This window comes from Hanstruepera ponticola (genome assembly GCF_002940745.1).
GTDB lineage: Bacteria > Bacteroidota > Bacteroidia > Flavobacteriales > Flavobacteriaceae > Hanstruepera > Hanstruepera ponticola.
In genome coordinates this window covers 90422-114838 of sequence record NZ_POTB01000001.1, presented here as the reverse complement: position 1 = coordinate 114838, position 24417 = coordinate 90422, and the positions used below count along the sequence as shown (strand labels likewise).

Below are 24417 nucleotides of genomic sequence, written 5' to 3'. Positions count from 1 at the left end.
TTTGATGTTTGAGTAAATCTTTCCGAGAAGTGTTTAAAAAACAAAACCGCTTGATTTACTCAAACGGTTTTAAAATATTTTGGTTTTATTCAATACATTTTCAGTTCGCTTGAGTGCAAATATGAAAATGATGATGATGTAATTGAATAAAAGTCATGTCGTTTTGTTAACTGAACAAAGTTTCAGAAAATTAATTTATAAATCCAAATGTTTTTTACATTATTTTATATCCTACTGATTTCCAAGTATAAGAGGTAATCCGCTATCACCAGAACCTATAACAATTACCTTAGTATTTGGAGATTCTGATAATTTAATGGTGGCATCAATACCTTTATCTTGTAAAATTTTATCCGTTAATGATGCACTTAAAATTCTGTTTGATTCAGCCTTACCTTCTGCTTCAATAATTACCTTTTCAGCTTCTTTTGCAGCAGTAACCAATCTAAACTCGTATTCAAGAGATTCCTGTTCTTGCTTTAATTTACGCTCAATGGCATCTTTAATGGTTGGCGGTAACGTCACATCACGAACCAGTACTTCGTTTAATTGAATGTATTGATCTTCGACAATTTTTTTAGTTTCTTCAAATATTTCTTGCTGAATGGCGTCACGTTTTGTAGAGTACAATTGTTCAGGTGTATAACGTCCAACTACACTACGAGCTGCTGAACGAATGGCAGGAAGTAATACACGCTCTTTGTACATTTCACTTTTTTCTTGGTGTAATTTTCCTAAATCAGTGTATTTTGGTTGAAACCAAACTGAAGCTTCCAACTTGATATCCAATCCGTTTGAAGACAAAACGTTCATTTTTTCAAGTACTTCTTGTTGTCTTACTTCATAAACAAATACCTTGTTCCATGGTGCAACAATATGAAATCCTTCGCTCATTGGCGGTTCATCTATAACAACACCATCTCCAAATGTTTTAAATAATACGCCTGCTTCACCAGACCCAATAGTTACTGCAGATTTTGCAATGACAACAATTAATACGATTATTGTAATAATTATTGGTAATCCAATTTTTGGTAATCTTTCCATTTTTTATTTTTTTAGTTAAATAAGTCCGTTATATTTTCTAATAAACCATTCTGAAGTTAAACATATGGCTATTAAGGCAAGTAAATACTTCCAATCTATCAAAGGTACAGTATTTTTAGTACTTTTCTCAATTATAGCAAACCTAGAATCATTAAGTAGATCATCAATCAAATCGTCGGTTTTATCTGGAAAATAGGTATTGCCGTTAGTATTTGATGCAACTGTTTGCAATTTTGACATATTAGCATTTAAAAACTGTTCTTCAATATTATAGGCAATAATTTTAAAAGATCCAGATTTTGAAATATTACTATTGGTCGCTGTTACAGTAAAACGATAATCAGAAGCAGGTAAACTGCTCAAATCAACTTGATAACTGTTGTTTTTCAAAATGAAAGGATATGATTTTTTTTCTCCCGAAATATCATCTGTAACATTAATGATTAGGTTCTCTCTATTATCAAACTCATAAGTTGTATTAAAATACTGTGCGCTTATAACTACATTAGAGCTACCATTGTAAAAAGATTCAAATTCAACATTTAATCGTTCTCTGCGCTTTTTTGAAGCCAGATATTGTACGAGCTTTCCAATAAAATCATCGAACTGATCAAAAGACCCTTGATTCAAAAAACTTTGCGCACGCCACTGCCAAATGTTTTCGCCCAATAATAAAGCTTCTCGTCGTGAATTGTATTCCAAAGTTGCCAACAATACATCATCTGTAATGACGTTTCCTATTTTTTTTGTTAGAATGACTTTGCTAGGAACAGAAAAATTTATGTTTCCAAATTTGCCTATTAAGGGAGGAAATGATTCAAAATCAAGATCAGGAATTATAAATTCAGAATAATTGGTGTTAATGACAGCTTGATAATTTTCTGTTTGATTACTTATATCATGCTTATAATTATTTTTGGTATTATTAATAAAATTCCAATCTGTTTTTGATCCAGAAACAATCAAACTGTTTAAAGGTGTTACATTCAGAGCATCAAAAGCAGGCTTAAATCTACTATTTGGTTGATACAATATAACCATTTGATAATCTGTTATTTTAGAAACAAATTCATTAATACTCAATATACTTACTGATCGCTGTTCATTACTTTCAATACTCTTTTTTAAGGCACCTAAATCTGGGTGGACAAAATCACTTACAATGGCTATATTAGATTTTTCATTAACAACTTCTATGGCAAAATTCTTTGCGTTATTGTTAGTGTTTTTTTCATTACTCAACGGTTCAATAATCGCTTTGTATGTAAAAAGGCCTATTTGATTAGCTGGCAATGATAAATTTAAGATTTTTGAATTGTTAATTTGGTCAAAATCTACTGTTTGTGACCATACAACTGTGTTTCCATTTAATATTTTGAAAGATGTACTTACCTTTTCTTCACCATTATAACTTATGATAGCTTCTATTGGAAACTTGTTCTTATAAAAAGCGTATTTATTGACGTTAAGTTGTTGCAACTTAATATCTACATGTTGAGTAGTATCGCCTAAAACTATTGGATAAACAGGTTGTTTGAACTTTAATGACGTATAACCATAGTCACTACCATAGGTTTGATTACCATCAGAAAGCAATATGGTAGGTGCAATATCACTTTTATAAATATCTTGCAGTTTATCAAAGGCATTAGCAACATTTGTCTGTCTGCCCTGAAAACTTAATGAATCAGTCATTTTTAAATCTTCATCAAAGCTGAAAAAGTTTAAGTCAAACTTATCATTAAGTTCTTGATTTTCTTTTAAATTACTTATAACTCGTTTTATATTCTCCTCTTGTTCAAGGAAAGAAAGAGAACTTGAATTATCTGTAGCAATTACCAACTTTGGCTTTTCTTTATAAAATGTTTCTTTCTCAATTTTTGGATTCACCAATAAAATTAAGACTGCAAAAATTGTAAGAAACCTTAAAAAGGCTAATAAATTAAATATTGATTTCTTTTTTAATCTATGCCAATATTGAAAAAGCGCTAGTGATAGCGCTATAATTCCAGATAATATTATAAATAAAAGAGTAATCGAACCCATTAATTTTTAAGCAATTAAGTTAACATGCCACCATCTACATTCAATGTTTGACCTGTTATATAATCTGACATATCACTCGCTAAAAACACACAGGCATTTGCAATGTCTTCAGGTGTTCCTCCCCGTTTTAAAGGAATAGCTTCACGCCATCCTTTAACAGTGTCTTCATCTAATTTTGCTGTCATTTCAGTTTCAATAAATCCTGGAGCAATAACATTGCTTCGTATATTTCTTGAACCCAATTCTAAAGCCACCGATTTTGAAAATCCAATAATCCCTGCTTTTGATGCTGCGTAATTAGTTTGTCCTGCATTACCTTTTACACCTACCACCGAACTCATATTAATTATAGAGCCTTTACGCTGTTTGAGCATAGTACGCTGTACAGCTTTTGTCATATTGAAAACAGACTTCAAATTAACTTCAATAACTTTATCAAAATCCTCTTCACTAATTCGCATTAAGAGATTATCTTTTGTAATTCCTGCGTTATTTACAAGAATATCGATACTTCCAAACTCACCAACAACAGCTTCAGCTAAATCTTGAGATTCTTGAAAACTAGCAGCATTACTTTTATATCCTTTAGCTTTTACTCCTAAAGCCTTTAATTCGTCTTCAAGTTCTTTAGCTGCTTCAACTGATGAACTATACGTAAAAGCGACATGAGCACCTTGCTGGGCAAATACTTGAGCAATTCCACGACCAATTCCTCTACTCGCCCCTGTTATAATAGCGGTTTTTCCTTCTAATAATTTCATTTTTGTTGTTGAGATTAGTTGTTTGTCAAATATAATAAATACAAGTTGCATCAAATAAAAAAACCTTACAAGATTTTGTAAGGTTTTTAACAGTTCAGTATTTGTTTATTAAGCTAAAACTTCAGCTACTTTTTTACCTATTTCAGCAGGAGAATCAACTACATGAATACCACAAGCTCTCATAATTTTCTTTTTAGCTTGTGCTGTATCATCACTACCTCCTACAATAGCTCCAGCATGTCCCATAGTACGGCCTGCAGGTGCTGTTTCACCAGCAATAAAACCTACAACTGGTTTTTTACTACCACTTTCTTTATACCAATTAGCCGCATCTGCTTCTAGTTGTCCACCTATTTCACCAATCATTACAACTGCTTCAGTTTCAGGATCGTTAATTAAAAGTTCAACAGCTTCTTTTGTTGTTGTTCCAATTATTGGGTCACCACCAATACCAATGGCAGTAGTGATTCCCAATCCCAATTTTACCACTTGATCAGCTGCTTCGTAAGTCAATGTTCCAGATTTAGAAACGATACCTACTTTTCCTTTTTTGAAAACAAAACCTGGCATGATACCAACCTTTGCTTCTTCTGGAGTAATAACGCCAGGACAATTAGGACCTATCAACCTACAGTCCTTACCTTTTATGTAATCTGAAGCTTTTATCATATCAGCAACAGGAATTCCTTCAGTAATCGTGATAATCACTTTTATACCAGCATCAGCAGCTTCCATAATAGCGTCAGCAGCAAAAGCTGGCGGTACAAAAATAATACTGGTATCTGCACCAACTTGTTTTACAGCCTCTTCAACTGTATTAAAAACTGGTTTTTCTAAATGAGTTTGGCCACCTTTACCAGGTGTTACACCACCAACTACATTTGTACCATATTCAATCATTTGACCAGCGTGAAATGTCCCTTCGCTACCAGTAAAACCTTGTACTATTATTTTTGAATTTCTATTAACTAAAACGCTCATTGAAGTTTAAATTTTTAATGTTTTAAAACGATTACAAAAGTAATCTTTTGAATAGGATTAGTAAAGTATTTTTAAATTTTTATTTCTTTGAAGGAATTTGAATGCATAGTTGATTCATCTGCCAATTGGCTAATCTCATGGCATTTAAATAGTTGGTTATCTTTCACTTCCCAAATAGATATAAAATGCGCCAAAGCAACTTCTTCATCAGGATTCTCAATTGTGTTAGCAAATAAAGTGTGTCTGCTTGTAACAAATGGGCCATCTTCTAGTAAATGACTGAAAACAAACCGGAGGCTTTCATAAGCCTGTCTAGTTCCTTCAAAGAATGAGACGATGTCATCATATCTTAAAACCGTAAAACCACGACTACTATTCCAATGCAACTCACATTCCTTGTGAAAAAATTGCGATATAATTGATTCATCATTTGCTAAATCAGAATTGTAAAATCTTTTTACGATATCTTTTGCAGACATGTGTTTATTTTTTTAGTTTTTTTAGAATTTCGGGGATTTGTTTGATGTAAGCCATTTCCTTGAATTTTTCTCTTGCATCCATTGCAGGTGAACCAAAATAGGTTTTACCAGCCTCTGTAGTATGGCCTAAACCAGATTGAGCATATAAAACTGTTCCTTTAGCAATGGTTATACCGCTTTTCACACCCACTTGCCCCCAAAGCGTTACTTCATCTTCGACTACCACACAACCAGCAATTCCTGTTTGTGATGCAATCAAGCATTTTTTGCCTATTATGGTATCGTGACCTATTTGAATTTGATTGTCAAGTTTAGAGCCTTCTCCAATAGTTGTATCAGCAGTTACACCTCTATCAATAGTACACAAAGCACCAATATGAACGTCGTCTTTAATAACCACACGACCACCAGACAATAATTGATCAAAACCTTCAGGTCGCTTTTTGTAATAAAAAGCACTAGCACCTAATACCGTACCAGCATGAATAACCACATTATTACCAATGACAGTGTCATCATAAATACTCGTATTAGCATGTATAATGCAGTTCTTACCTATAGTGACATTGTTACCAATAAAACAGTTAGGTTGAATGATAGTACCCTCACCAATAGTTGCTGTATCAGATATTGCAGCATTAGCAGAATGAAAAGGTTTGAAGTGATTAGTTAATTTATTAAAATCACGAAAAGGATCGTCACTGATTAATAAGGCTTTACCTTCAGGACACTCAACTTTTTTATTGATTAGAACTATGGTAGCTGCTGAATTTAAAGCTTTGTCATAATATTTAGGATGATCTACAAATACAATATCTCCTGACTCCACCACATGAATCTCATTCATACCTAACACAGGAAAATCATCAGAACCAACATAATCCACGTTAATTAGACTCGCTATTTCCTTTAAAGTATGTTTTCTTGGGAATTTCACCTTATTCTTTAATACGTTCTTTGTACGTACCTTTTTCGGTTTCTACCTTAATCTTGTCACCTTCATTAATGAAAAGTGGCACGTTTACTTCAGCACCTGTTTCTACTGTTGCAGGTTTTGTTGCATTGGTAGCTGTGTTCCCTTTAACACCAGGCTCTGTATGAGTGACCTCAAGAATAACACTTGCTGGCATTTCTACTGAAAGAGGCATGTTGTCTTCTGAATTAATAAGAATAGTTACAACTTCACCCTCTTTCATTAAATCAGGTCTGTCTAAAGCTGCTTCTAGCAATCTTATTTGTGTATAATCTTCCTGATTCATAAAATGATAAAACTCACCATCATGATACAGAAATTGAAATTTATGTGTTTCAACACGAACATCATCTATTTTGTGACCAGCAGAAAAGGTGTTATCGATAACTTTTCCTGTAGTAACACTTTTAAGTTTTGTTCTTACAAATGCTGGACCCTTCCCAGGTTTTACGTGCAAAAACTCAATTATTTTAAAAATATCATGGTTGTATCTAATGCACAATCCGTTTCTAATATCTGAAGTACTAGCCATAAATTAATTTGATTTAAAATATCCTTTCATAATACCACGTTGTGAATCTTTAATAAACTGAAGAATTTCATCACGCTCTGGAGTTGCTTCCATTTCCGCTTCTATAATTTCAGCTGCTTGGGTATTATTATAATTTTTTTGATATAAGATTCTAAATATATCCTGAATTTCTCTAATTTTTTCTGTCGAAAAACCACGACGTCTCAATCCTACTGAATTGATACCAACATATGATAATGGTTCTCGTGCAGCTTTTACAAATGGAGGAACATCTTTACGCACCAATGAACCACCTGTTACAAAAGCATGATTTCCAATTGAACAAAACTGGTGTACAGCTGTCATTCCTGCCAAAACCACATAGTCACCTACATTAATATGTCCTGCCAACGTACTGTTATTTGAGAAAATACAATTATTACCAACAATACAATCATGGGCAATATGACAATACGCCATAATCAAACAATTGTTTCCAATTACAGTTTTCATTTTATCTGTAGTCCCTCTATTGATTGTAACACATTCTCTAATGGTTACATTATCTCCAATTTCAACTGTAGTGTCTTCATCATTGTATTTCAAATCTTGAGGAACAGCAGAAATTACGGCACCAGGAAAAATATTACAATTTTTACCAATTCTGGCACCTTCCATAATAGTGACATTACTTCCAATCCATGTTCCTTCACCTATCACGACATTATTATGTATCGTAGTAAAAGGCTCAATCACAACATTTTTTGCGATTTTTGCTCCAGGATGTACGTATGCTAATGGTTGGTTCATTTTCGTAATTTTGTTTTTGATAAATAGGAGAAAATGTGCTCGCCTATTAGATTAACCGAATAACTCAATATATAAGGATTGGCTCGGTTCATATTATTTTACTTTTGAAATTTGTGCCATTAATTCGGCTTCAGCGCAAAGCTTTCCATTGGCATAAGCATAACCTTGCATGTGGCAAATACCACGACGAATTGGTGAAATTAAATCACATTTAAAGATTAGAGTGTCACCGGGAGTTACTTTTTGTTTGAATTTAACATTGTCTATTTTCATGAAGAATGTTAAATAGTTTTCTGGATCAGGAACAGTACTTAATACTAAAATGCCACCTGTTTGTGCCATAGCCTCAACAATTAAAACACCAGGCATAACTGGTGCTCCTGGGAAGTGACCAGCAAAAAAAGGTTCGTTCATAGTCACGTTTTTCATACCTATGACATGAGACTCGCTTAATTCGAAAATTTTATCAATCAATAAAAATGGTTGACGATGCGGAAGCATATTCATAATTTGATTGACATCCATTAATGGATCCTGATTTAAATCAATATTAGGAACATTGTTACGTCTTTCATTCTTGATGATTTTGGACATTTTTTTTGCAAATTGTGTGTTTACAAAATGTCCTGGTTTGTTGGCAATAATCTTACCTTTTAAATGTGTTCTTATTAACGCAAGATCACCTAGAACATCCAGCAATTTATGCCTTGCAGCCTCATTTGGATGATGCAAGGTTAAATTATCTAGAATTCCGTTAGGCTTGACGGCTATATTATCTTTTTTAAATGCAACACGCAACTTGTCCATGGTCTCTGGTGACAATTCCTTGTCAACATAAACAATAGCATTATTTAAATCACCTCCTTTAATTAAGCCGTGTTCTAAAAGCATTTCAATTTCGTGTAGAAAGCTAAACGTTCTTGAGTCCGAAATTTCATCTTTAAATTCTGAAATGTGCTTTATAGAAGCATTTTGGGTACCTAATACTTTAGTTCCGAAATCGACCATAGTAGTAATTTGATACTCATTGGAAGGCATAACCAAGATTTCACTTCCTGATTCCTCATCGGTATAAGAAATAACATCAGTAACCTCATAAACCTCTCTAGTTGCCTCTTGTTCAACTACTCCTGCTTTCTCTAAAGCTTCAACAAAAAACTTTGAAGATCCATCCATAATTGGTGGCTCGGAAGCATCAATTTCTAAAATAGCATTATCAATATCCAGACCTACTAAAGCTGCTAAAACATGCTCACAAGTTTGTATAGTTACACCATTTTTTTCTAAACACGTGCCACGTTGTGTATTAGTTACATAATTGGCATCTGCTTCTATTAATGGTGATCCTTCAAGATCTATTCTTTTAAAAGCAAAACCAGAATTTTCTGGTGCTGACTTAAATGTTAATGTTACATTCTTTCCTGTATGCAACCCAACACCTTTAAGGGACACCTCATTCTTTATGGTTTTTTGCTTAATATTCGTGTTAACTATTCCCATTTACTTTCTTTTCTATTTCGTTTATGGACTTCACAATTTTCGGAAGATTTTTAAAATAAACATAAGATTTGTTATAGTCTCCATAGCCCAATGCAGGCGACCCTTGTAAAATTTCATTATCGGCTACATTTCTACCTATTCCTGATTGCGCTTGAATTTTTACGTTATTTCCAATTGTTATGTGACCAACAATACCAACTTGACCACCTATTTGACAATTTTCACCAATTTTAGTAGATCCAGCAATTCCTGTTTGAGCGGCAATAACTGTATTTTTTCCAATCTCAACATTATGAGCTATTTGAATTTGATTATCCAATTTAACGCCTCTTCTTATTATTGTTGATCCTAATGTGGCTCTATCAATTGTTGTTGCGGCTCCAATATCAACAAAATCTTCGATGATAACATTACCTATTTGAGGTACCTTGCTATACTCACCTACTTCATTTGGTGTGAAACCAAAACCATCAGCGCCAATTATGGCTCCAGAATTTATCACACAATTACTACCCACAATACATTCAGAATAAATCTTGGCGCCTGAAAAAACGATAGTATTATCCTTTATTGTAACGTTGTCGCCTATATAACAATTTGGGAATATCTTTACGTTATCACCTATTTTCACATTATCACCAACAAAGGTAAAAGCTCCTAAATAAATATTTTCTCCAAGCTTTGCAGAATCTGAAACAACAGTCTGTTGATCAATTCCAGATTTATTTAGTTTTATCTGGTTGTAATATTCTAATAATTTAGAAAAAGACTTATAGGCGTCATCCACTTTAATTAAAGTAGAATTGATATCATGTTCTGGCACAAAGCTTTTATTTACAATTGCAATAGATGCTTTGGTGGTATATATATATGGTGTGTATTTTGGATTGGCTAAAAAGGTTAAAGAACCTTCTGTACCTTCCTCAATTTTAGATAGTTTAGAAACTTCAACTTGAGAATTACCTACAATGTCTCCTTCTAAAATACCGGCTATTTGTTCTGCTGTGAATTTCATAAAGCGCAAAAATAGAAAAAATGTGTCACATTTTATCTTTGGGATAGCATATAAAATATTTAGTGACTGGTTTTGTTAATGCTTTTAGGTTAAGTTGGTCTGAAGCTTTAACAATATCCTGAATTTTTCCAGTCTTGTATAATATGTTTATATTTTGTGAATTTTGTTCGTAAGCCTGATTTGATATCTCACCTGTAAAAACAAAATAATTAGCTTCAATTTCTGATATATCATACTTTTCCACTAACGCTTTAACATGGCTATGCTTACGATCTTTTTTTATGGGTTTCTTCTTAATTTTTATCTTTAATAAATCCCTGTTTATAATCATTTCACAGAGATTACGCAACACAAAATCATCATGAAATTGCCATGATTTCATAGCAGAAATAATGTCATAATCATCCAATTGCGCAAATAACTGTATGGCTTCATTATTAAATGCTTTTAGTGTCACATCATTCTCAAGAAAATAATCCAAGGCTTTGCTCGATTGCAGTTTAACGCCATTTGAAACAAGTTCTTTAGCGCGTTGCAACATTCTAATAAGTAATTGCTCCGCAACCAAACCTGTTTTGTGAAGATAGACTTGCCAATACATAAAACGTCTAGCAATCAAAAACTTCTCAACACTATAAATGCCTTTTTCCTCTACAACCAATGAGTCATCCACAACGTTTAGCATGGTGATCAATCGCTCTGTATTTATGTTACCTTCTGATACACCTGTATAAAAACTATCACGTTTTAGGTAATCTGCCCGATCCATATCCAATTGACTGGAAATTAATTGACAAAGGAACTTTCTCTTATAATTACCCTTAAAAATTTCTATGGCTAGCGTTAAAGTTCCGTTAAATTCAGCATTCAGGTTTTCCATAAAAAGCAATGAAATTTCCTCATGACTAATACCATTTACAATACTATGTTCCATGGCATGTGAAAAAGGACCGTGCCCAATATCATGAAGTAAAATTGCAATAAATAAAGCCTCCTCTTCGGCTTTTGAAATATCAACTCCCTTAAAACGAAGTGTTTGCACAGCTTTTTGCATTAAATGCATGCACCCTAAAGCATGGTGAAACCGCGTATGATGTGCGCCAGAATATACTAAATATGACATACCCATTTGCGAAATGCGACGGAGACGTTGGAAATATTTATGCTCAATTAAATTAAAAATTGTAGAATTTGGTATAGTAATAAAACCGTAAATTGGGTCGTTAAATATTTTAAGTTTGTTTTTTGAAATCAAGCTGCTTAATTACTTTAATTATATAAACAAATATACATGAACAATATAAATATTCTTTGGGTTGACGATGAAATTGATTTATTAAAACCCCATATCCTTTTTTTAGAACAAAAAAACTATCAAGTAACCACTTGTAAAAGTGGTACAGAAGCCATTGAGATTTTAGACGATAAAAACTTTGATATTGTTTTTTTAGATGAAAACATGCCTGGATTAACAGGTCTTGAAACTCTAAATGAGATTAAAGAAAAACGTGATACGCTTCCAGTTGTAATGATTACTAAAAGTGAGGAAGAATATATCATGGAGGAAGCTATTGGGAATAAAATAGCAGACTATTTGATAAAACCTGTCAATCCAAACCAGATTTTATTAAGCCTCAAAAAGAATTTAGACCATTCTAGATTGGTTTCTGAAAAAACGACGTCAAACTACCAACAGGAATTTAGAAAAATTGCTATGGACTTAACTATGGTTAATAGTTTTGAAGAGTGGGCCAATCTTTACCAAAGGCTTATTTACTGGGAAATGCAATTAGAAGACATTGAAGATACTGGCATGTTTGAAATTCTTGAATCGCAGAAAAACGAAGCCAATACACAATTTGGTAAGTTTATAGATAAGCACTATCCAAGCTGGTTTGAACCACATGTTGATGCACCTACCATGTCACATACATTATTTAAAAATAAAATAGTTCCAGAATTAAGTAAAGAACAACCTACTTTCCTGGTTGTAATTGATAATTTACGTTATGACCAATGGAAAGCTTTTGAGCCTATTGTAAACAATTATTATAAGAAAGATAAAGAAGCGCCATTTTACAGCATACTACCAACAGCAACCCAATATGCCAGAAACGCCATATTTTCTGGATTAATGCCTGCTGATATGGAAAAAATGCATCCTGATTTATGGAAAAATGACACTGACGAAGGCGGCAAGAACCTACATGAAGCTGAATTTTTAGATGCTCAAATGAAACGTTTAGGACTAAATCATTTAAAACATGAATACTACAAAATAACCAATTTAAAAAACGGTAAAAAATTAGTTGATAATTTTAAAGGACTAAAAGATAATGACCTGACTGTTGTGGTTTATAATTTTGTAGATATGCTTTCTCATTCCAAAACTGAAATGGACGTGGTTAAAGAATTAGCATCTAATGATAAGGCGTATCGCTCACTTACACAGAGTTGGTTTAAAAACTCACCATTACTTGAAATGATTCAACAAGCACAGCAATTAGGGTTTAAACTTATTTTGACTACAGATCATGGTACTATCAATGTGAAGAACCCATCAAAAGTAATTGGTGATAAAGACACTAGTTTAAACTTACGATATAAAACTGGTCGTTCTTTAACTTATGAAGACAAAGAGGTTTTAGTAGCAAAAGACCCAAAAACCATACATCTGCCATCAATTACCATGAGTAGTTCATTTATTTTTGCTAAAAATGATTTGTTTTTTGCTTATCCAAATAACTATAATCATTACGTAAGTTATTACAGAAACACATACCAACATGGTGGCGTTTCGTTGGAAGAAATGATCATTCCATTTGCTGTTTTAAGCCCTAAATAACTCCGTGTAATGCAAAAAAATCCGACGAAATACACTTTTTATTAGTTTTTTTCAATTTTTATACTTAATATTGCATGCAAACAAGATGTGATTTGACTATAGCATATAGTTTAAATGAGTTAAATGCTGTTGCTAATCAAGTTCTTAAATCTGTAAAATCAAAAACCATTTTATTTTACGGAAACATGGGAACTGGTAAAACAACATTAATTAAAGCTTTAATTGAGGCTCTAGGAAGTGATGATGATGTAAGTAGCCCAACCTATTCTATTGTCAACGAATATAGTTTGAGTGATAATGTGATTTATCATTTTGATTTATATCGCTTAAAGTCTATTGAAGAGGCATATGATTTTGGAATTGAAGATTATTTGCAAACTGAAGGCTGGTTATTTATTGAATGGCCTGAATTGATAAAGAATCATTTAGATGTTGAATATAATATTATTGAGTTATCAATATCAGAACAAAACAAACGAATATTAACGCTTAAATAGTGATTTATTATAAGATTGAAAACAACAAATTGCCCTAGATTGTCGCGTTTTACGGTTTTACCGTAACGAAAAAATCAAAAAATGTTGATTTTAACATTTTTTTAACATTTCAACCTACTTTCATACATACTTCATATATACATTTGGGTTATTAATTAATTAATCCCTTAATATAATGAAAGCAAAAAAGTATGTATTAGCAATCGCAATTTTTGGCGGTATGTTGTTTACAGTTCAAGCAACTAACATCATTGATTTAGATGGACAACAAACAACAAAAATCGAAGGAAAAAGAATTAAAGTTCCTGCGAACGGATAAGAAAATAAATAAAGTTATCTTAAGTGGTAGTATAATTGCTACTATAATAGCTTTGATACCTTATTTATTTTATTTATACGAAGGTGTTCCAGACACACAAGTTTGGGACACTTTTTTGTTTACATATGATAGTAAAGTATATGAAAGTGCCTATGTTGTTGCATGGACACTTTCAGGCAAACTAATTCCTTTATTACTATTATTCATTTGGTTCTTTACTTGTCGTCATTGGTGGTACCATGTGCTGTTGGTTCCGATAATTATGTATTCTTATCAAATTATATCTTTCATTACTTCTGACACGGGTATAGTAGATGAGTTTCAATTAATCTATTTAGTTCCTATTATGGCGATTATGGTGCCTTCTATTTATTTAATAAGAGCTAAAATGTTTGATAAATTAAATACTGTAAATAAATCTATGGAAGAGCTTGAAGAAGAATTTAAAATTAAACCCACAACCCTTTGGGGAAGAATTAAGCAGTATTTTTAAAAACAACTTAATCTTTAAAAAATTAATTCGTAATTTGACTTACTGTTACCAACAACTAGTCAAAGTATGTCTAAATCCTTATCACCTTTTACCAAGCAGCAATTACTGCCACAAGAGGAAACACTTGAAATTTTAAAGCAAAAAGGAGATCTGTTCATTGGTATTCCCAAAGAAACAGCTTTTCAAGAAAAGCGTGTGTGTTTAACGCCAGACGCTGTTTCTGCTTTAGTAACCAATGGACACAGAATACTCATGGAATCAGGTGCTGGTAAAGGCGCCAATTTTAGTGATAAGGACTATAGTGAGGCAGGTGCTGAAATCACAAAAGATGCTGCAAAAGTTTACAGTTGTCCTATTATTTTGAAAGTTGAACCACCTACTCTAGAGCAAATAAAACTGATTAATCCGCAGACTATTTTAATTTCTGCTCTTCAATTAAAAACCCAAACAAAAAAATATTTTGAAGCACTCGCATCCAAACGCGTAACGGCTTTAGCATTTGAATTTATTCGTGATGAAGATGGCGCCTATCCAGCAGTCAGATCCTTAAGTGAAATTGCAGGAACAGCCTCCGTTCTAATTGCTTCTGAATTATTAAGCAATGTTAATAATGGTAACGGTCTCATGTTTGGAAACATTAGTGGTGTTCCGCCTATTGAAGTTGTTATTTTAGGAGCAGGAACAGTTGGAGAATTTGCAGCTAGAGGCGCTATTGGTTTAGGAGCTAATGTAAAAGTCTTTGATAATTCTATTACCAAACTTCGATGTATCCAGACAAACTTGGGCAGAACCATTTTTACATCAACCTTACAACCCAAGAATTTATCTAAAGCTCTTAAACGCTGTGATGTTGCTATAGGTGCTGTTCGCGGAAAAAACAGAGCACCAGTTCTTGTTGCTGAAACTATGGTTGAAAACATGAAATCTGGTGCAGTTATTATTGACGTTAGTATTGATATGGGAGGTTGCTTTGAAACCAGTGAGGTAACAACACATAAAAACCCAACTTTTATTAAGCATGGGGTTACGCATTATTGTGTGCCAAATATTCCTGCACGTTATTCACGTTCTGCATCTATATCAATCAGTAATATTTTCACACCCTATCTTTTAAAAATTGGTGAAGAAGGTGGTTTAGAAAATTCCTTACGTTTTGATAGAGGTTTGAAAAATGGGTTGTACTTTTACCACGGCATTCTAACCAACAAATCTGTTGGTGAATGGTTTGATTTAAAACACAGCGATATTAATTTGCTGATATTTTAAATAAAGTAAAACTTCAAATTTAAATACGTGAAATTATTACATCGTGTTGGTTATTACCTAGGAGGCTTCTCTATAGGGCTTATCATTTTAGCATTTTTTTTAAATGGCAAAAAAGTATCTTGTGATTATGGCCCTGAAGCTCGTGTGCTAAAAAATATCAATTCCAAAGAACTAAAAATACCCGAAGATATTTACAATACCCTTATGGCTAAAAAAATGGATTCGCTGAATATCATCAACATTCTTAAGCATGCAAATATTCGTTTTTCGGAAAGTGATACAAGAAAAGAACCTTGTGGTATTTATTATTTAGAGAACACCTTGTCAGAATCCAAAATGGATCTAAAAATTGAAAACTGCGATAGTATTGTTACTATTAAAGAAATAGTCTGGAAATGATTTCTGTACACACTAATAAATAAAAAAGACCTGAAATTCAGGTCTTTTTCACAACTAAAAGTGGGAAAATTAATTTAGTATTAAGCGTTTAGTGAAACTTTTGCCACTTTGAGTTACTGATACTATATAAATACCTCTTGGTAAATTACTAACATTTAAATTATTAATGATTGGCTGTGAGCTTGGCTGTATAGCTTTATTAATAAGCATTCTACCTGCCATATCAAATAATTGCAAACTAGCGACACCAGTAAAATCTGTCATTTTAACATTTACTTGACTTTGCGCAGGATTAGGATATACATTAATTCCTGTATTCAAATTGCTTTCTTCTTCAATTACGTCTTCATTAGTTTCACAGTTATTCACCATGACTTCAACAGTTGCAATTTCAGATGATATTCCATTTGAAACAGTTACAGTATAAATTGAAGTTTCTTCAGGTGAAACAGTAATACTTTCGGTCATATCACCTGTGTTCCATTCATAACTTAAACCACCTGAAGCCGTTAAGGTAACCGTTTCACCCATACAAATTTCAGCATTGGATCCGGCAGAGGCATTTACTGGTTCAACAACATTTACCCAAACCTCATCAGTAGAAGAACATCCATTTGAATGTACTGTTACAGAATAACTCGATGTTTGGTTAGGACTAACTACAATACTTTGATTTGTACTGCCATTACTCCAAACATATCCAGAACCTCCTGATGCCGTTAGAGTTACGGATGCTCCATTTTCAATAGTCACATCACTACCAGCGTTGGCAGTTGGTATTGGGTTTACTGTTACTGTAACAGAATCACTGTCTGAAACTATACCCTCACTTACCGTTACCGAATAAGTAGTCGTACTATTTGGGCTAACTGTAATGCTTTGAGTGGTTTCTCCTGTACTCCATTCATAAGAACCTCCTCCTGATGCCGTTAAAACTGTACTTTCATTTTCACATATGGAAACATCTTGACCTGCATTGGCAACAACAGTTACACTTGGCTCTACTGTTACCGTAACAGAATCACTACTAGAACAGTTGTTAGAACTAACCGTTACAGTGTACGTAGTTGTATCACTTGGGTTGACCGTAATGCTTTGAGACGTTGCACCTGTACTCCATTCATAAGAATTTCCTCCTGATGCTGTTAAGGTGGTGCTCTCACCTTCATTTATAGTTATATCATTTCCAGCATTGGCAGTTGGTATTGAATTTACTGTTACTGTAACAGAATCACTGTCTGAAACTGTACCCTCACTTACCGTTACCGAATAAGTGGTTGTACTAATTGGGCTAACTGTAATGCTTTGAGTGGTTTCTCCTGTACTCCATTCATAAGAGCCTCCTCCTGATGCCGTTAAAACTATACTTTCATTTTCACATATGGAAACATCTTGACCTGCATTGGCAACAACAGTTACACTTGGCTCTACTGTTACAGTAACAGAATCACTAGTAGAACAATTGTTAGAACTAACTGTTACAGTGTACGTAGTTGTTTCACTTGGGTTGACCGTAATGCTTTGAGACGTTGCACCTGTACTCCATTCATAAGAATCTCCTCCTGATGCTGTTAAAGTGGTACTCTCACCTTCATTTATAGTTATATCATTTCCAGCATTGGCAGTTGGTAATGGATTGACCGTTACCGTAACAGAGTCACTATCTGATTGTTCACCTTCAGTAACTGTAACTGTATAAATTGTCGTTTCGCTTGGACTGACCGTTATGCTTTGTGAAGTTTCACCTGTACTCCACACATAATCTGATCCTCCTGATGCAGTTAATACCACGCTATCATTATCACAAATAGTAACGTCTTGGCCTGCATCAGCATCTATGGGAGTCGGTATCACAGTTACCGTAACGGTATCTTCGGTACTACAACCATTTTGAATAACCGAGACAGTATAAGTAGTCGTTTCTGTCGGGCTTACAACAATGCTTTGAGTATTATCATTTGTGCTCCAAGAATAATTAGTTCCTCCAGAAGCTGTTAAAGTTGTGCTTTCACCTTCATTTATTGTTACATCTTCACCTGCATTGGCAGTTGGTAGTGGGTTGACAGTAACTGTCACCGTATCAGAAACACTATTTCCAGTGTCATCAGATAATGTTACCGTGTAAGTTGTTGTTTCGTTTGGACTAACTTCAATATTTTGTGAACTTTCACCAGTATCCCAAGAAAAATTATTCCCTCCTGTACCATAGGCAGTAAGGTTAGTGGATTCACCTTCGCAAATAGTAATGTCATTTCCTGCATTAACAGTCATTCCAACGTTTCCCTGTGGAAATTCTAAAACAAAAGCTGGTGCGCTAGTTTGGTTAGTCTGTGTTGGATCATTCCAGTTACTAGCAAATATCATTTTGGTACCATTTCTATTTGGCACTACTTGTGTTTCATGTAGATAACCTGTTGGTGCCGAATGGTGTTTAGCATAGCGCTCTATAGTTCCTGAATTATCTAGTTTTATAGCAAAAATTTCTCTCGGAGCTACTGGATTTGAAGAACAGCATTGTTCACTTACATAAGCCCAACCTGGTCTATCAATGTTTCTACAGCTCACATGACCACCCCAAATGCCACGACCATTTATGTATGGAAATAAATTGGTTATTCCTCCACCATCTAATCTAGCCATGTACATACTGTAACCTGCATCCCATTGAGCTTGGTCACCATAACCAACAAATACTTCATTACCATAAACATCATAACCTAAATCACCATGAGGTGTTGTATCGGCAATGTGTATTTCGTTTTGCATGTTAATATCATAAGTTTTTAATCCCTGATTTGGACCTGAACCATCTGTACGCCAGCATAAGACAGCATATTGTCCAGATTGTGAAACTGAAAACCAATCCAAGTCACCACCAGGAATAACCATAGAACCAGTAACCACGTCATTTTGAATATCATATACAAAAACTGTTTTAGTACTTCCGCTAGTGCCAATAAGTCCTACATATCTATCGTCATTTGACTGGTTACCTTCACCATATCCAAAATCAATATTTGAGTATTCAGTAAAAGTCCTTAAGGTTGTTCTTTGATTGGTTGTAACATCAAATGATTGAAAACTATTACTACTAGAACCATACATAATATGAGGTTCTGTATGACTCCAACGTCCATAACCAGGAATATTTGCCCAATACAAAAACTCATAGGTTTCTGCATCTAAAATAGCAGCAGGATGTCCAGACAACTTTATTAATGTTTCGTCTGAATTCCATGTTTGGTCTTTTGAATAGTTATGACGTATTCTATTAGAACTGGTTCCAAAAACATTTCTGTCACCAATTCTCCTCACAATACTACCAGATAAACCTTCAGTAAAAGGCTCTAAATAATCGGGCATCGCTGTAGCAGGTGCCTGATAATTTTGATAATCTACATTTGGCAATTGTTCTTGTGTCGGATAATTCTGACCGTTCGTCGATAAAATACCACAAAAAATACATGTGATAATTATGAAATTCCTGAAAGCCAGGAATTTCCCGTTGGGATAAAAATTCTTCATTTGGGGCTATTTGCTATTAACTCAGGCTAAACTATATATATCAGTTTTTGTTCTGTTAAATAAATGGTTTGTTTTCGATGAAATGCATATTTTTTGTAAAATAATTACTACAAAACATGCGTTTTGAAGTCATTTTATTACACTTTATCGATAAAAATTGAATTAATAGCTGTTCTCGGAAATACGAGAGATGCCAAATATACGGTCACTATTTAGTTTTGGATGTCCTTTAGAAAGATTTTAACATAATAAGATATCAACACCTTATAAACAAAATAGTTATCACTTAAAATTTAATAGAAAAGTACTACAAATACCTTTAATATATTAAATATGGTATTTAGTCTAATAACAGAAATAGAATCAGGTACAGAAATAAAAAATATCTACTTTTAATGCATAGAACTGATTGTAATAAGATTTTAATAAAATTTGTTTCTTTTGAAAAAAAGTAAAATCGCTTTTTTAATTCCGAGCCTTGAAGCTGGTGGTGCTGAACGCGTAGTAGCTACTTTAGCCAATAGCCTAGTGATTACTTATGATGTTACAATAATTGTACTTTATAAAAGCCCCATTTTCTTTAAACTAAATCCAGATATTAACATAATATACTGCGGTGATGAATACCAGGCAGTATATAGCCTAAAGCATTCTATTACATCGCATTTAAAATTTATAAGAACAATCATTAAAATTATTAAATCAAATAACATTAGCCTTTTAATAGGCTTTATGACGACACCAAATATCTATGCCGTTATTGCAGCTAAATATTCTGGTGTTCGAAGCATAATCAGTGAACGCGTTCATCCTAAATATACCGAAGCTTCTAAAATTTGGTTTTCAGTAAGAAAACACCTCTATCCCTTTGCTGATAAACTTGTTATTCAAACGCAAGATATTGCTGATTATTTCTCTAGGTTTATCAAAGAAAAAAACATGCAAATTATTCTGAACCCATTAAATCCTGAATTAATCAGTAAGCGTGATATCACCTATAAAGAAAATATTATTCTCAACGTTGGCAGATTGGATTATCAAAAAAATCAAGACATGTTAATTAGGGCTTTCTCAAATATAAACCCAATAGATTGGCAATTGATTATAGTAGGTGATGGAAAAGAATTGGCAAACTATAAGCGTTTAATAAGCGAATTAGACATAACAGACAAAGTCATATTAACTGGTAATGTCGAAGATGTATCAGATTACTATAATAAGTCTAAAATATTTGCTTTTACATCACGATATGAAGGATTTCCAAATGCGTTGACAGAAGCCATGTATTTTGGGCTAGCTTCAATAGCTACCGATTGTCCTTCAGGTCCTTCCGATTTAATAACAAATGGAGAAAATGGTTTTTTAATCCCATCTGAAAATCAAAAAGCATTAGAAGAGAAGTTACGTTTGTTGATGTCGAATTCTTCATTAAGAGAAAAAATTGGTAAGGCAGCTATGAATGACACTGATAAATTTAAAATTGAAAACATCTCACTACAATGGGAACAATTAATTAATAACCTACTTAATTAAAATGGATTTAAAATCACTTTTACCCACATATTCAAAACAAAAACCAGGAACGTATGATTATACTTTTACGGTTTTTACTCCTGTATATAATCGAGCTGACACCATAAAAAGAGTTTTTGATTCTTTAGAAAAACAAACTTTTAGAGATTTTGAATTATTAATTATTAACGATGGCTCATCTGATAATTCAAATAATGTCATTGAAGAGTTAATAAGCACTTGTAATTTTCCTGTTCGATACATAAACAATTTAGAAAACAAACACAAGATGGCTTGCTTATTACAAGGTGTGAGTTTAGCTAAAGGTGAATTTTTCCTAACTTTTGATTCAGATGATGAGTGTACCGAAGATGCTCTAGAAATCTTCAAAAAAACTTATGATGCTATTCCGGATGAACGTAAAGATTCCGTTTGCAGCCTTACCTGTCTTTGTAAGGATCAATTTGGTAATTTGGTTGGTGAAAAATTTGATACTGATTTATATTACAGTTCAACATTTGGGAATATGGTTATAGATAGATACAAATCTGAAAAATGGGGATTCACAAAGACCGACATTTTAAAAGGTGTATTTATCAATGAATTTATGTTCGCCAAAGGTTATATACCAGAAGGCATTATATGGAATTTATTCTCTAAAGAAAATTACAAAACCCTTTATTTTAATGATATCCTTCGCATATATTATATAGATACTGAAAACAATATTTCTTCCGGGCAAATTAAAAATAATGCGCTCGGACTAGCAATTTACTCACTGGCAAATGCCAATTGGTTTTATAAACAATACCTTCTCAAAAATCCAACGTTATTTTTGAAACAAGTATACTTACTCTTACTAGCATCTAAATATTTAAATTTTAAAAGAACTGAATACACAAATGCTATTGATAGTAAATTTTTGAAAATGATATTTAACATATGTTGGCCATTCAGAAGACTAATCACAGCTAAACCAATATCATAATTGATAAAACTTAAGGACATAAAAGCCATAATTCGCAAGACTTACAAAAGTTCTTTGGTTGTAAATATTACTACCGTAGCATTAATAACTGTTCTTGTTAAGGGTTTTGGGTTCTACAAAGAGGTTGTAATAGCTTCCAATATTGGTCTTTCGGAATTATTAGATACATTTTTTATTGCCTTGTTATTACCTGGATTTATTAATCAAGTTTTTTTAATTGCATTCAAATCTGTCTTTATACCCAACTATGTAGCTGAATTAAAAGGTGGTAATAATGTTGGCACAATACAATCAACTAGTTTTTTTATAACCTTCATAACAGGAATTGTATTAACCGGTATTGCTTTTTTATTTACTGATGTTTTTTTAGATACTTTTTTTGCAGGACATTCAGAAACTTACTATCAACTCATTAAAACACAATTTTATTATCTGGCACCATGCATAGTAATATGGGGTTTTTGCGCTTTATTAGGCGGATTACTCAATATTTACAACGAGTTTAAATATGCGTCAATCCATCCTATATTAACAAGTATCTCCATGTTGGTTTGTCTCATATTCTTTAAAGACGAATTACAAGACAAGGTTTTGGCTGTAGGCATGCTAATAGGTTGTTCATTAGAATTACTACTCTTGGTTACTGTATGCTCTTATAAAAAAATTATTAAACTAAAAAAGGTTGACTTTAAGAATAAAAATGTAAAAATGATGTTCAATCAATTACCAGCTAGAATATCATCTGGATTTTTAACTGGACTTATACCTGTAACCGATCAGTATTTTGCTGCGACCTTGGCAATTGGTTCAATAGCAGCTTTGAATTACGGTATGAAGATTCCAGCTTTTTTTTCGTCAATAATTATCATGGCATTGGGAAGTGTTCTTCTACCCTACTTTTCAAACCTCAATTTTGATAATAGAGCGCTTGCTTTTAAGAGACTAACAACCATTTTGAAGATATTATTTATTTCCTTGGTCATTATTGTTATTCCGCTTATTATTTTTTCAACACCAATTATATCATTATTATTTGAAAGAAATGAATTTAAAGCAGACGATACTGCTCTGGTTGCCAATATCCAAATGATTTTTCTTATTAGTATTCCTTTCACTATTTGTGGTGATGCAATTGTGAGGTTTTTAACCAGTATTAATAAAAATGCTTTTTTAGCCTATGTATCATTTGGAACTATGATGCTTAATCTAATACTGGATTATATTTTCATGAAACTATATGGTGTCATTGGAATTGCTTTGTGTACTACAGTCGTGCAAATAATAAAAGTTCTTATTTTTATTCAATATGCCAAAAAACAACAAACTCTGAAAGTTACTTAATATGCAAATATTAAAATACATACTGCTCGTACTAATACTGCTAAATATACCAACATTTAGTATAGCCAACATTAGTCCAGGTCTTGGTAGTATTACCAGTATGTTACTATTATTATGTGTAATCATTTTTTATTTTTTTGAAGAAAAACTAAAACCAATTATTCCTCTTGTGCTATTGGGATTAAGTTATTACATGATTTCTAGTTTGAGTTATACTGAAGATACCACTGAATTTCTTAAGGATGTTATTCGCTATTTTATTTTTATTTTAGGTATTAGAAAGCTAGCTGCCCTGACTTCTAAACAAGAAATATGTATCATTTTATTGTTTGGCGCCATAAGTATTATAATTAATGCTTTTTTGTTTAGCAATGCTTATGGAAGATATAGCGGGTTTTATATAAACCCGAATAAAGCTGGCTTTATATGTATTATTGGTTTTGCACTTACCTATAGTTTACAGAGAAAAAGTATAAAATTGGCAGCACAATTTTTGTTTGCAATCGCTGGGCTTATGACACTTTCAAGGTCATTCATACTACTCTTTTTAATGGTAAATGTTATTGCCATATTTATTGATAAAAAAAACATTATAACCCTAATTTCTGGATCTATTGCTCTTATTCTTATTTTGAGTTTGTCATCCATAAAATTAAATACTGATAGATTTAATGCCCTAAAGAGTATATTTTCTGATGATGTTGACACAACAACCATAACCAAAGAATCCAGAGATGAAACCTGGGCTAAATATGTTGATGGTATTCTAACTAACCCTCTTTTTGGTCAAGGGTATAAAAAACTACACGGTAAGCCAAAAGGTACTTATAATAATGATGACGTAGGCGTACATAATACATTTTTAATGATTATTGGCGAAGCGGGTATTTTACCTTTTATTCTTGTGATAGTTTTATATTTATCAATGCTCATCAGGAGTTTTAAAATCTTTCATGAAGAACCCCTTTATATCATAGTATCCATTCTATTATTTTCGTATTTAATGGTAAGTCATAATTATTTTGATAATTTCTTGTTGCTATTTATGACTGTTTGGCTTTATGATAAATTAAAATCACACGAAACCTTAACCCTAAACACTCAATAGT

Annotated in this window: 21 protein-coding genes; 9 read left to right on the top strand and 12 right to left on the bottom strand. The window is 32.8% G+C overall.

The annotated features are described in order from the left end of the window. Positions 1–231 precede the first annotated feature (231 nt). The 11 genes from C1S72_RS00500 to C1S72_RS00450 form a co-directional block, all read right to left on the bottom strand. On the bottom strand, positions 232–1047 hold the full coding sequence (locus C1S72_RS00500) for a prohibitin family protein (protein ID WP_104733726.1): 816 nt from the start codon (positions 1045–1047) through the stop codon (positions 232–234). 15 nt (positions 1048–1062) lie between these two features. Further along, a complete protein-coding gene (locus C1S72_RS00495) occupies positions 1063–3093 on the bottom strand; it encodes a hypothetical protein (protein ID WP_104733725.1) in 2031 nt (676 codons plus the stop codon). Between the two features lie 14 nt (positions 3094–3107). Then, positions 3108–3854, bottom strand: a complete 747-nt coding sequence (gene fabG, locus C1S72_RS00490) for a 3-oxoacyl-[acyl-carrier-protein] reductase (protein WP_104735732.1) — start codon at positions 3852–3854, stop codon at positions 3108–3110. 108 nt (positions 3855–3962) lie between these two features. Then, positions 3963–4835: a succinate--CoA ligase subunit alpha gene (gene sucD, locus C1S72_RS00485; protein ID WP_104733724.1), complete on the bottom strand. Its 873-nt coding sequence runs from the start codon at positions 4833–4835 to the stop codon at positions 3963–3965. Positions 4836–4906: 71 nt separating this feature from the next. Continuing rightward, positions 4907–5314, bottom strand: coding sequence for a nuclear transport factor 2 family protein (locus tag C1S72_RS00480; RefSeq protein WP_104733723.1), 408 nt, complete (start codon positions 5312–5314; stop codon positions 4907–4909). A 4-nt stretch (positions 5315–5318) separates the two neighbouring features. Further along, entirely contained in the window at positions 5319–6251 is a 933-nt protein-coding gene (locus tag C1S72_RS00475) for a UDP-3-O-(3-hydroxymyristoyl)glucosamine N-acyltransferase (protein ID WP_104733722.1), read from the bottom strand. A 1-nt stretch (position 6252) separates the two neighbouring features. Then, on the bottom strand, positions 6253–6819 hold the full coding sequence (gene efp, locus C1S72_RS00470) for an elongation factor P (protein ID WP_104733721.1): 567 nt from the start codon (positions 6817–6819) through the stop codon (positions 6253–6255). Between the two features lie 3 nt (positions 6820–6822). Then, positions 6823–7608, bottom strand: a complete 786-nt coding sequence (gene lpxA, locus C1S72_RS00465; protein WP_104733720.1) for an acyl-ACP--UDP-N-acetylglucosamine O-acyltransferase — start codon at positions 7606–7608, stop codon at positions 6823–6825. 93 nt (positions 7609–7701) lie between these two features. Beyond that, the gene (locus tag C1S72_RS00460) at positions 7702–9108 is read right to left on the bottom strand and encodes a bifunctional UDP-3-O-[3-hydroxymyristoyl] N-acetylglucosamine deacetylase/3-hydroxyacyl-ACP dehydratase (RefSeq protein ID WP_104733719.1); all 1407 of its coding nucleotides are present in this window, start codon (positions 9106–9108) and stop codon (positions 7702–7704) included. Continuing rightward, complete coding sequence (lpxD, locus tag C1S72_RS00455) at positions 9095–10123, bottom strand: UDP-3-O-(3-hydroxymyristoyl)glucosamine N-acyltransferase (RefSeq protein ID WP_104733718.1); 1029 nt, start codon at positions 10121–10123, stop codon at positions 9095–9097. The genes C1S72_RS00460 and lpxD overlap by 14 nt, the downstream gene beginning before the upstream one ends. Positions 10124–10148: 25 nt before the next feature. Then, positions 10149–11378 carry an HD domain-containing protein gene (locus C1S72_RS00450; RefSeq protein WP_104733717.1) on the bottom strand — a complete coding sequence of 410 codons (1230 nt, stop codon included), beginning with the start codon at positions 11376–11378 and terminating at the stop codon, positions 10149–10151. Positions 11379–11414: 36 nt separating this feature from the next. Between C1S72_RS00450 and porX the strand changes: the two genes are divergently transcribed. The 5 genes from porX to C1S72_RS00425 all read left to right on the top strand — a co-directional run bounded on the left by porX (position 11415) and on the right by C1S72_RS00425 (position 15942). Beyond that, entirely contained in the window at positions 11415–12968 is a 1554-nt protein-coding gene (gene porX, locus C1S72_RS00445; RefSeq protein ID WP_104733716.1) for a T9SS response regulator signal transducer PorX, read from the top strand. A 74-nt stretch (positions 12969–13042) separates the two neighbouring features. After that, on the top strand, positions 13043–13465 hold the full coding sequence (gene tsaE / locus C1S72_RS00440) for a tRNA (adenosine(37)-N6)-threonylcarbamoyltransferase complex ATPase subunit type 1 TsaE (RefSeq protein ID WP_230401547.1): 423 nt from the start codon (positions 13043–13045) through the stop codon (positions 13463–13465). A 260-nt stretch (positions 13466–13725) separates the two neighbouring features. After that, the gene (locus C1S72_RS00435; RefSeq protein ID WP_162919889.1) at positions 13726–14277 is read left to right on the top strand and encodes a hypothetical protein; all 552 of its coding nucleotides are present in this window, start codon (positions 13726–13728) and stop codon (positions 14275–14277) included. A gap of 66 nt (positions 14278–14343) precedes the next feature. After that, positions 14344–15543, top strand: coding sequence for an alanine dehydrogenase (locus tag C1S72_RS00430; RefSeq protein ID WP_104733715.1), 1200 nt, complete (start codon positions 14344–14346; stop codon positions 15541–15543). Positions 15544–15570: 27 nt separating this feature from the next. Continuing rightward, a complete protein-coding gene (locus tag C1S72_RS00425; protein ID WP_104733714.1) occupies positions 15571–15942 on the top strand; it encodes a hypothetical protein in 372 nt (123 codons plus the stop codon). A 69-nt stretch (positions 15943–16011) separates the two neighbouring features. Here the strand turns inward: C1S72_RS00425 and C1S72_RS00420 are convergent, their stop codons facing one another. After that, on the bottom strand, positions 16012–19467 hold the full coding sequence (locus C1S72_RS00420) for a T9SS type A sorting domain-containing protein (RefSeq protein ID WP_104733713.1): 3456 nt from the start codon (positions 19465–19467) through the stop codon (positions 16012–16014). Between the two features lie 441 nt (positions 19468–19908). On the opposite strand from C1S72_RS00420, the gene C1S72_RS00415 reads away from it, so the two are divergent. From C1S72_RS00415 to C1S72_RS00400, 4 genes are read left to right on the top strand one after another with little or no spacing between them, the layout of a single operon-like run. Next, entirely contained in the window at positions 19909–21000 is a 1092-nt protein-coding gene (locus tag C1S72_RS00415; RefSeq protein WP_162919888.1) for a glycosyltransferase family 4 protein, read from the top strand. Position 21001: 1 nt separating this feature from the next. Next, the gene (locus tag C1S72_RS00410) at positions 21002–21967 is read left to right on the top strand and encodes a glycosyltransferase family 2 protein (protein WP_104733711.1); all 966 of its coding nucleotides are present in this window, start codon (positions 21002–21004) and stop codon (positions 21965–21967) included. Further along, a complete protein-coding gene (gene murJ / locus C1S72_RS00405; protein ID WP_230401546.1) occupies positions 21968–23308 on the top strand; it encodes a murein biosynthesis integral membrane protein MurJ in 1341 nt (446 codons plus the stop codon). A gap of 1 nt (position 23309) precedes the next feature. Continuing rightward, positions 23310–24416 (top strand): O-antigen ligase family protein, encoded by a 1107-nt coding sequence (locus tag C1S72_RS00400; protein ID WP_104733710.1) that lies wholly within the window; start codon positions 23310–23312, stop codon positions 24414–24416. The last annotated feature ends 1 nt before the right edge of the window (position 24417 follow it).

Excerpts from the sequence above, each read along its gene's own strand:
- C1S72_RS00500 (WP_104733726.1), bottom strand. The coding sequence starts at position 1,047 with ATGGAAAGATTACCAAAAATTGGATTACCAATAATTATTACAATAATC.
- C1S72_RS00495 (WP_104733725.1), bottom strand. The coding sequence starts at position 3,093 with ATGGGTTCGATTACTCTTTTATTTATAATATTATCTGGAATTATAGCG.
- fabG (WP_104735732.1), bottom strand. The coding sequence starts at position 3,854 with ATGAAATTATTAGAAGGAAAAACCGCTATTATAACAGGGGCGAGTAGA.
- sucD (WP_104733724.1), bottom strand. The coding sequence starts at position 4,835 with ATGAGCGTTTTAGTTAATAGAAATTCAAAAATAATAGTACAAGGTTTT.
- C1S72_RS00480 (WP_104733723.1), bottom strand. The coding sequence starts at position 5,314 with ATGTCTGCAAAAGATATCGTAAAAAGATTTTACAATTCTGATTTAGCA.
- efp (WP_104733721.1), bottom strand. The coding sequence starts at position 6,819 with ATGGCTAGTACTTCAGATATTAGAAACGGATTGTGCATTAGATACAAC.
- lpxA (WP_104733720.1), bottom strand. The coding sequence starts at position 7,608 with ATGAACCAACCATTAGCATACGTACATCCTGGAGCAAAAATCGCAAAA.
- C1S72_RS00460 (WP_104733719.1), bottom strand. The coding sequence starts at position 9,108 with ATGGGAATAGTTAACACGAATATTAAGCAAAAAACCATAAAGAATGAG.
- lpxD (WP_104733718.1), bottom strand. The coding sequence starts at position 10,123 with ATGAAATTCACAGCAGAACAAATAGCCGGTATTTTAGAAGGAGACATT.
- porX (WP_104733716.1), top strand. The coding sequence starts at position 11,415 with ATGAACAATATAAATATTCTTTGGGTTGACGATGAAATTGATTTATTA.
- tsaE (WP_230401547.1), top strand. The coding sequence starts at position 13,043 with ATGCAAACAAGATGTGATTTGACTATAGCATATAGTTTAAATGAGTTA.
- C1S72_RS00435 (WP_162919889.1), top strand. The coding sequence starts at position 13,726 with ATGGACAACAAACAACAAAAATCGAAGGAAAAAGAATTAAAGTTCCTG.
- C1S72_RS00430 (WP_104733715.1), top strand. The coding sequence starts at position 14,344 with ATGTCTAAATCCTTATCACCTTTTACCAAGCAGCAATTACTGCCACAA.
- C1S72_RS00420 (WP_104733713.1), bottom strand. The coding sequence starts at position 19,467 with ATGAAGAATTTTTATCCCAACGGGAAATTCCTGGCTTTCAGGAATTTC.
- C1S72_RS00410 (WP_104733711.1), top strand. The coding sequence starts at position 21,002 with ATGGATTTAAAATCACTTTTACCCACATATTCAAAACAAAAACCAGGA.
- C1S72_RS00400 (WP_104733710.1), top strand. The coding sequence starts at position 23,310 with ATGCAAATATTAAAATACATACTGCTCGTACTAATACTGCTAAATATA.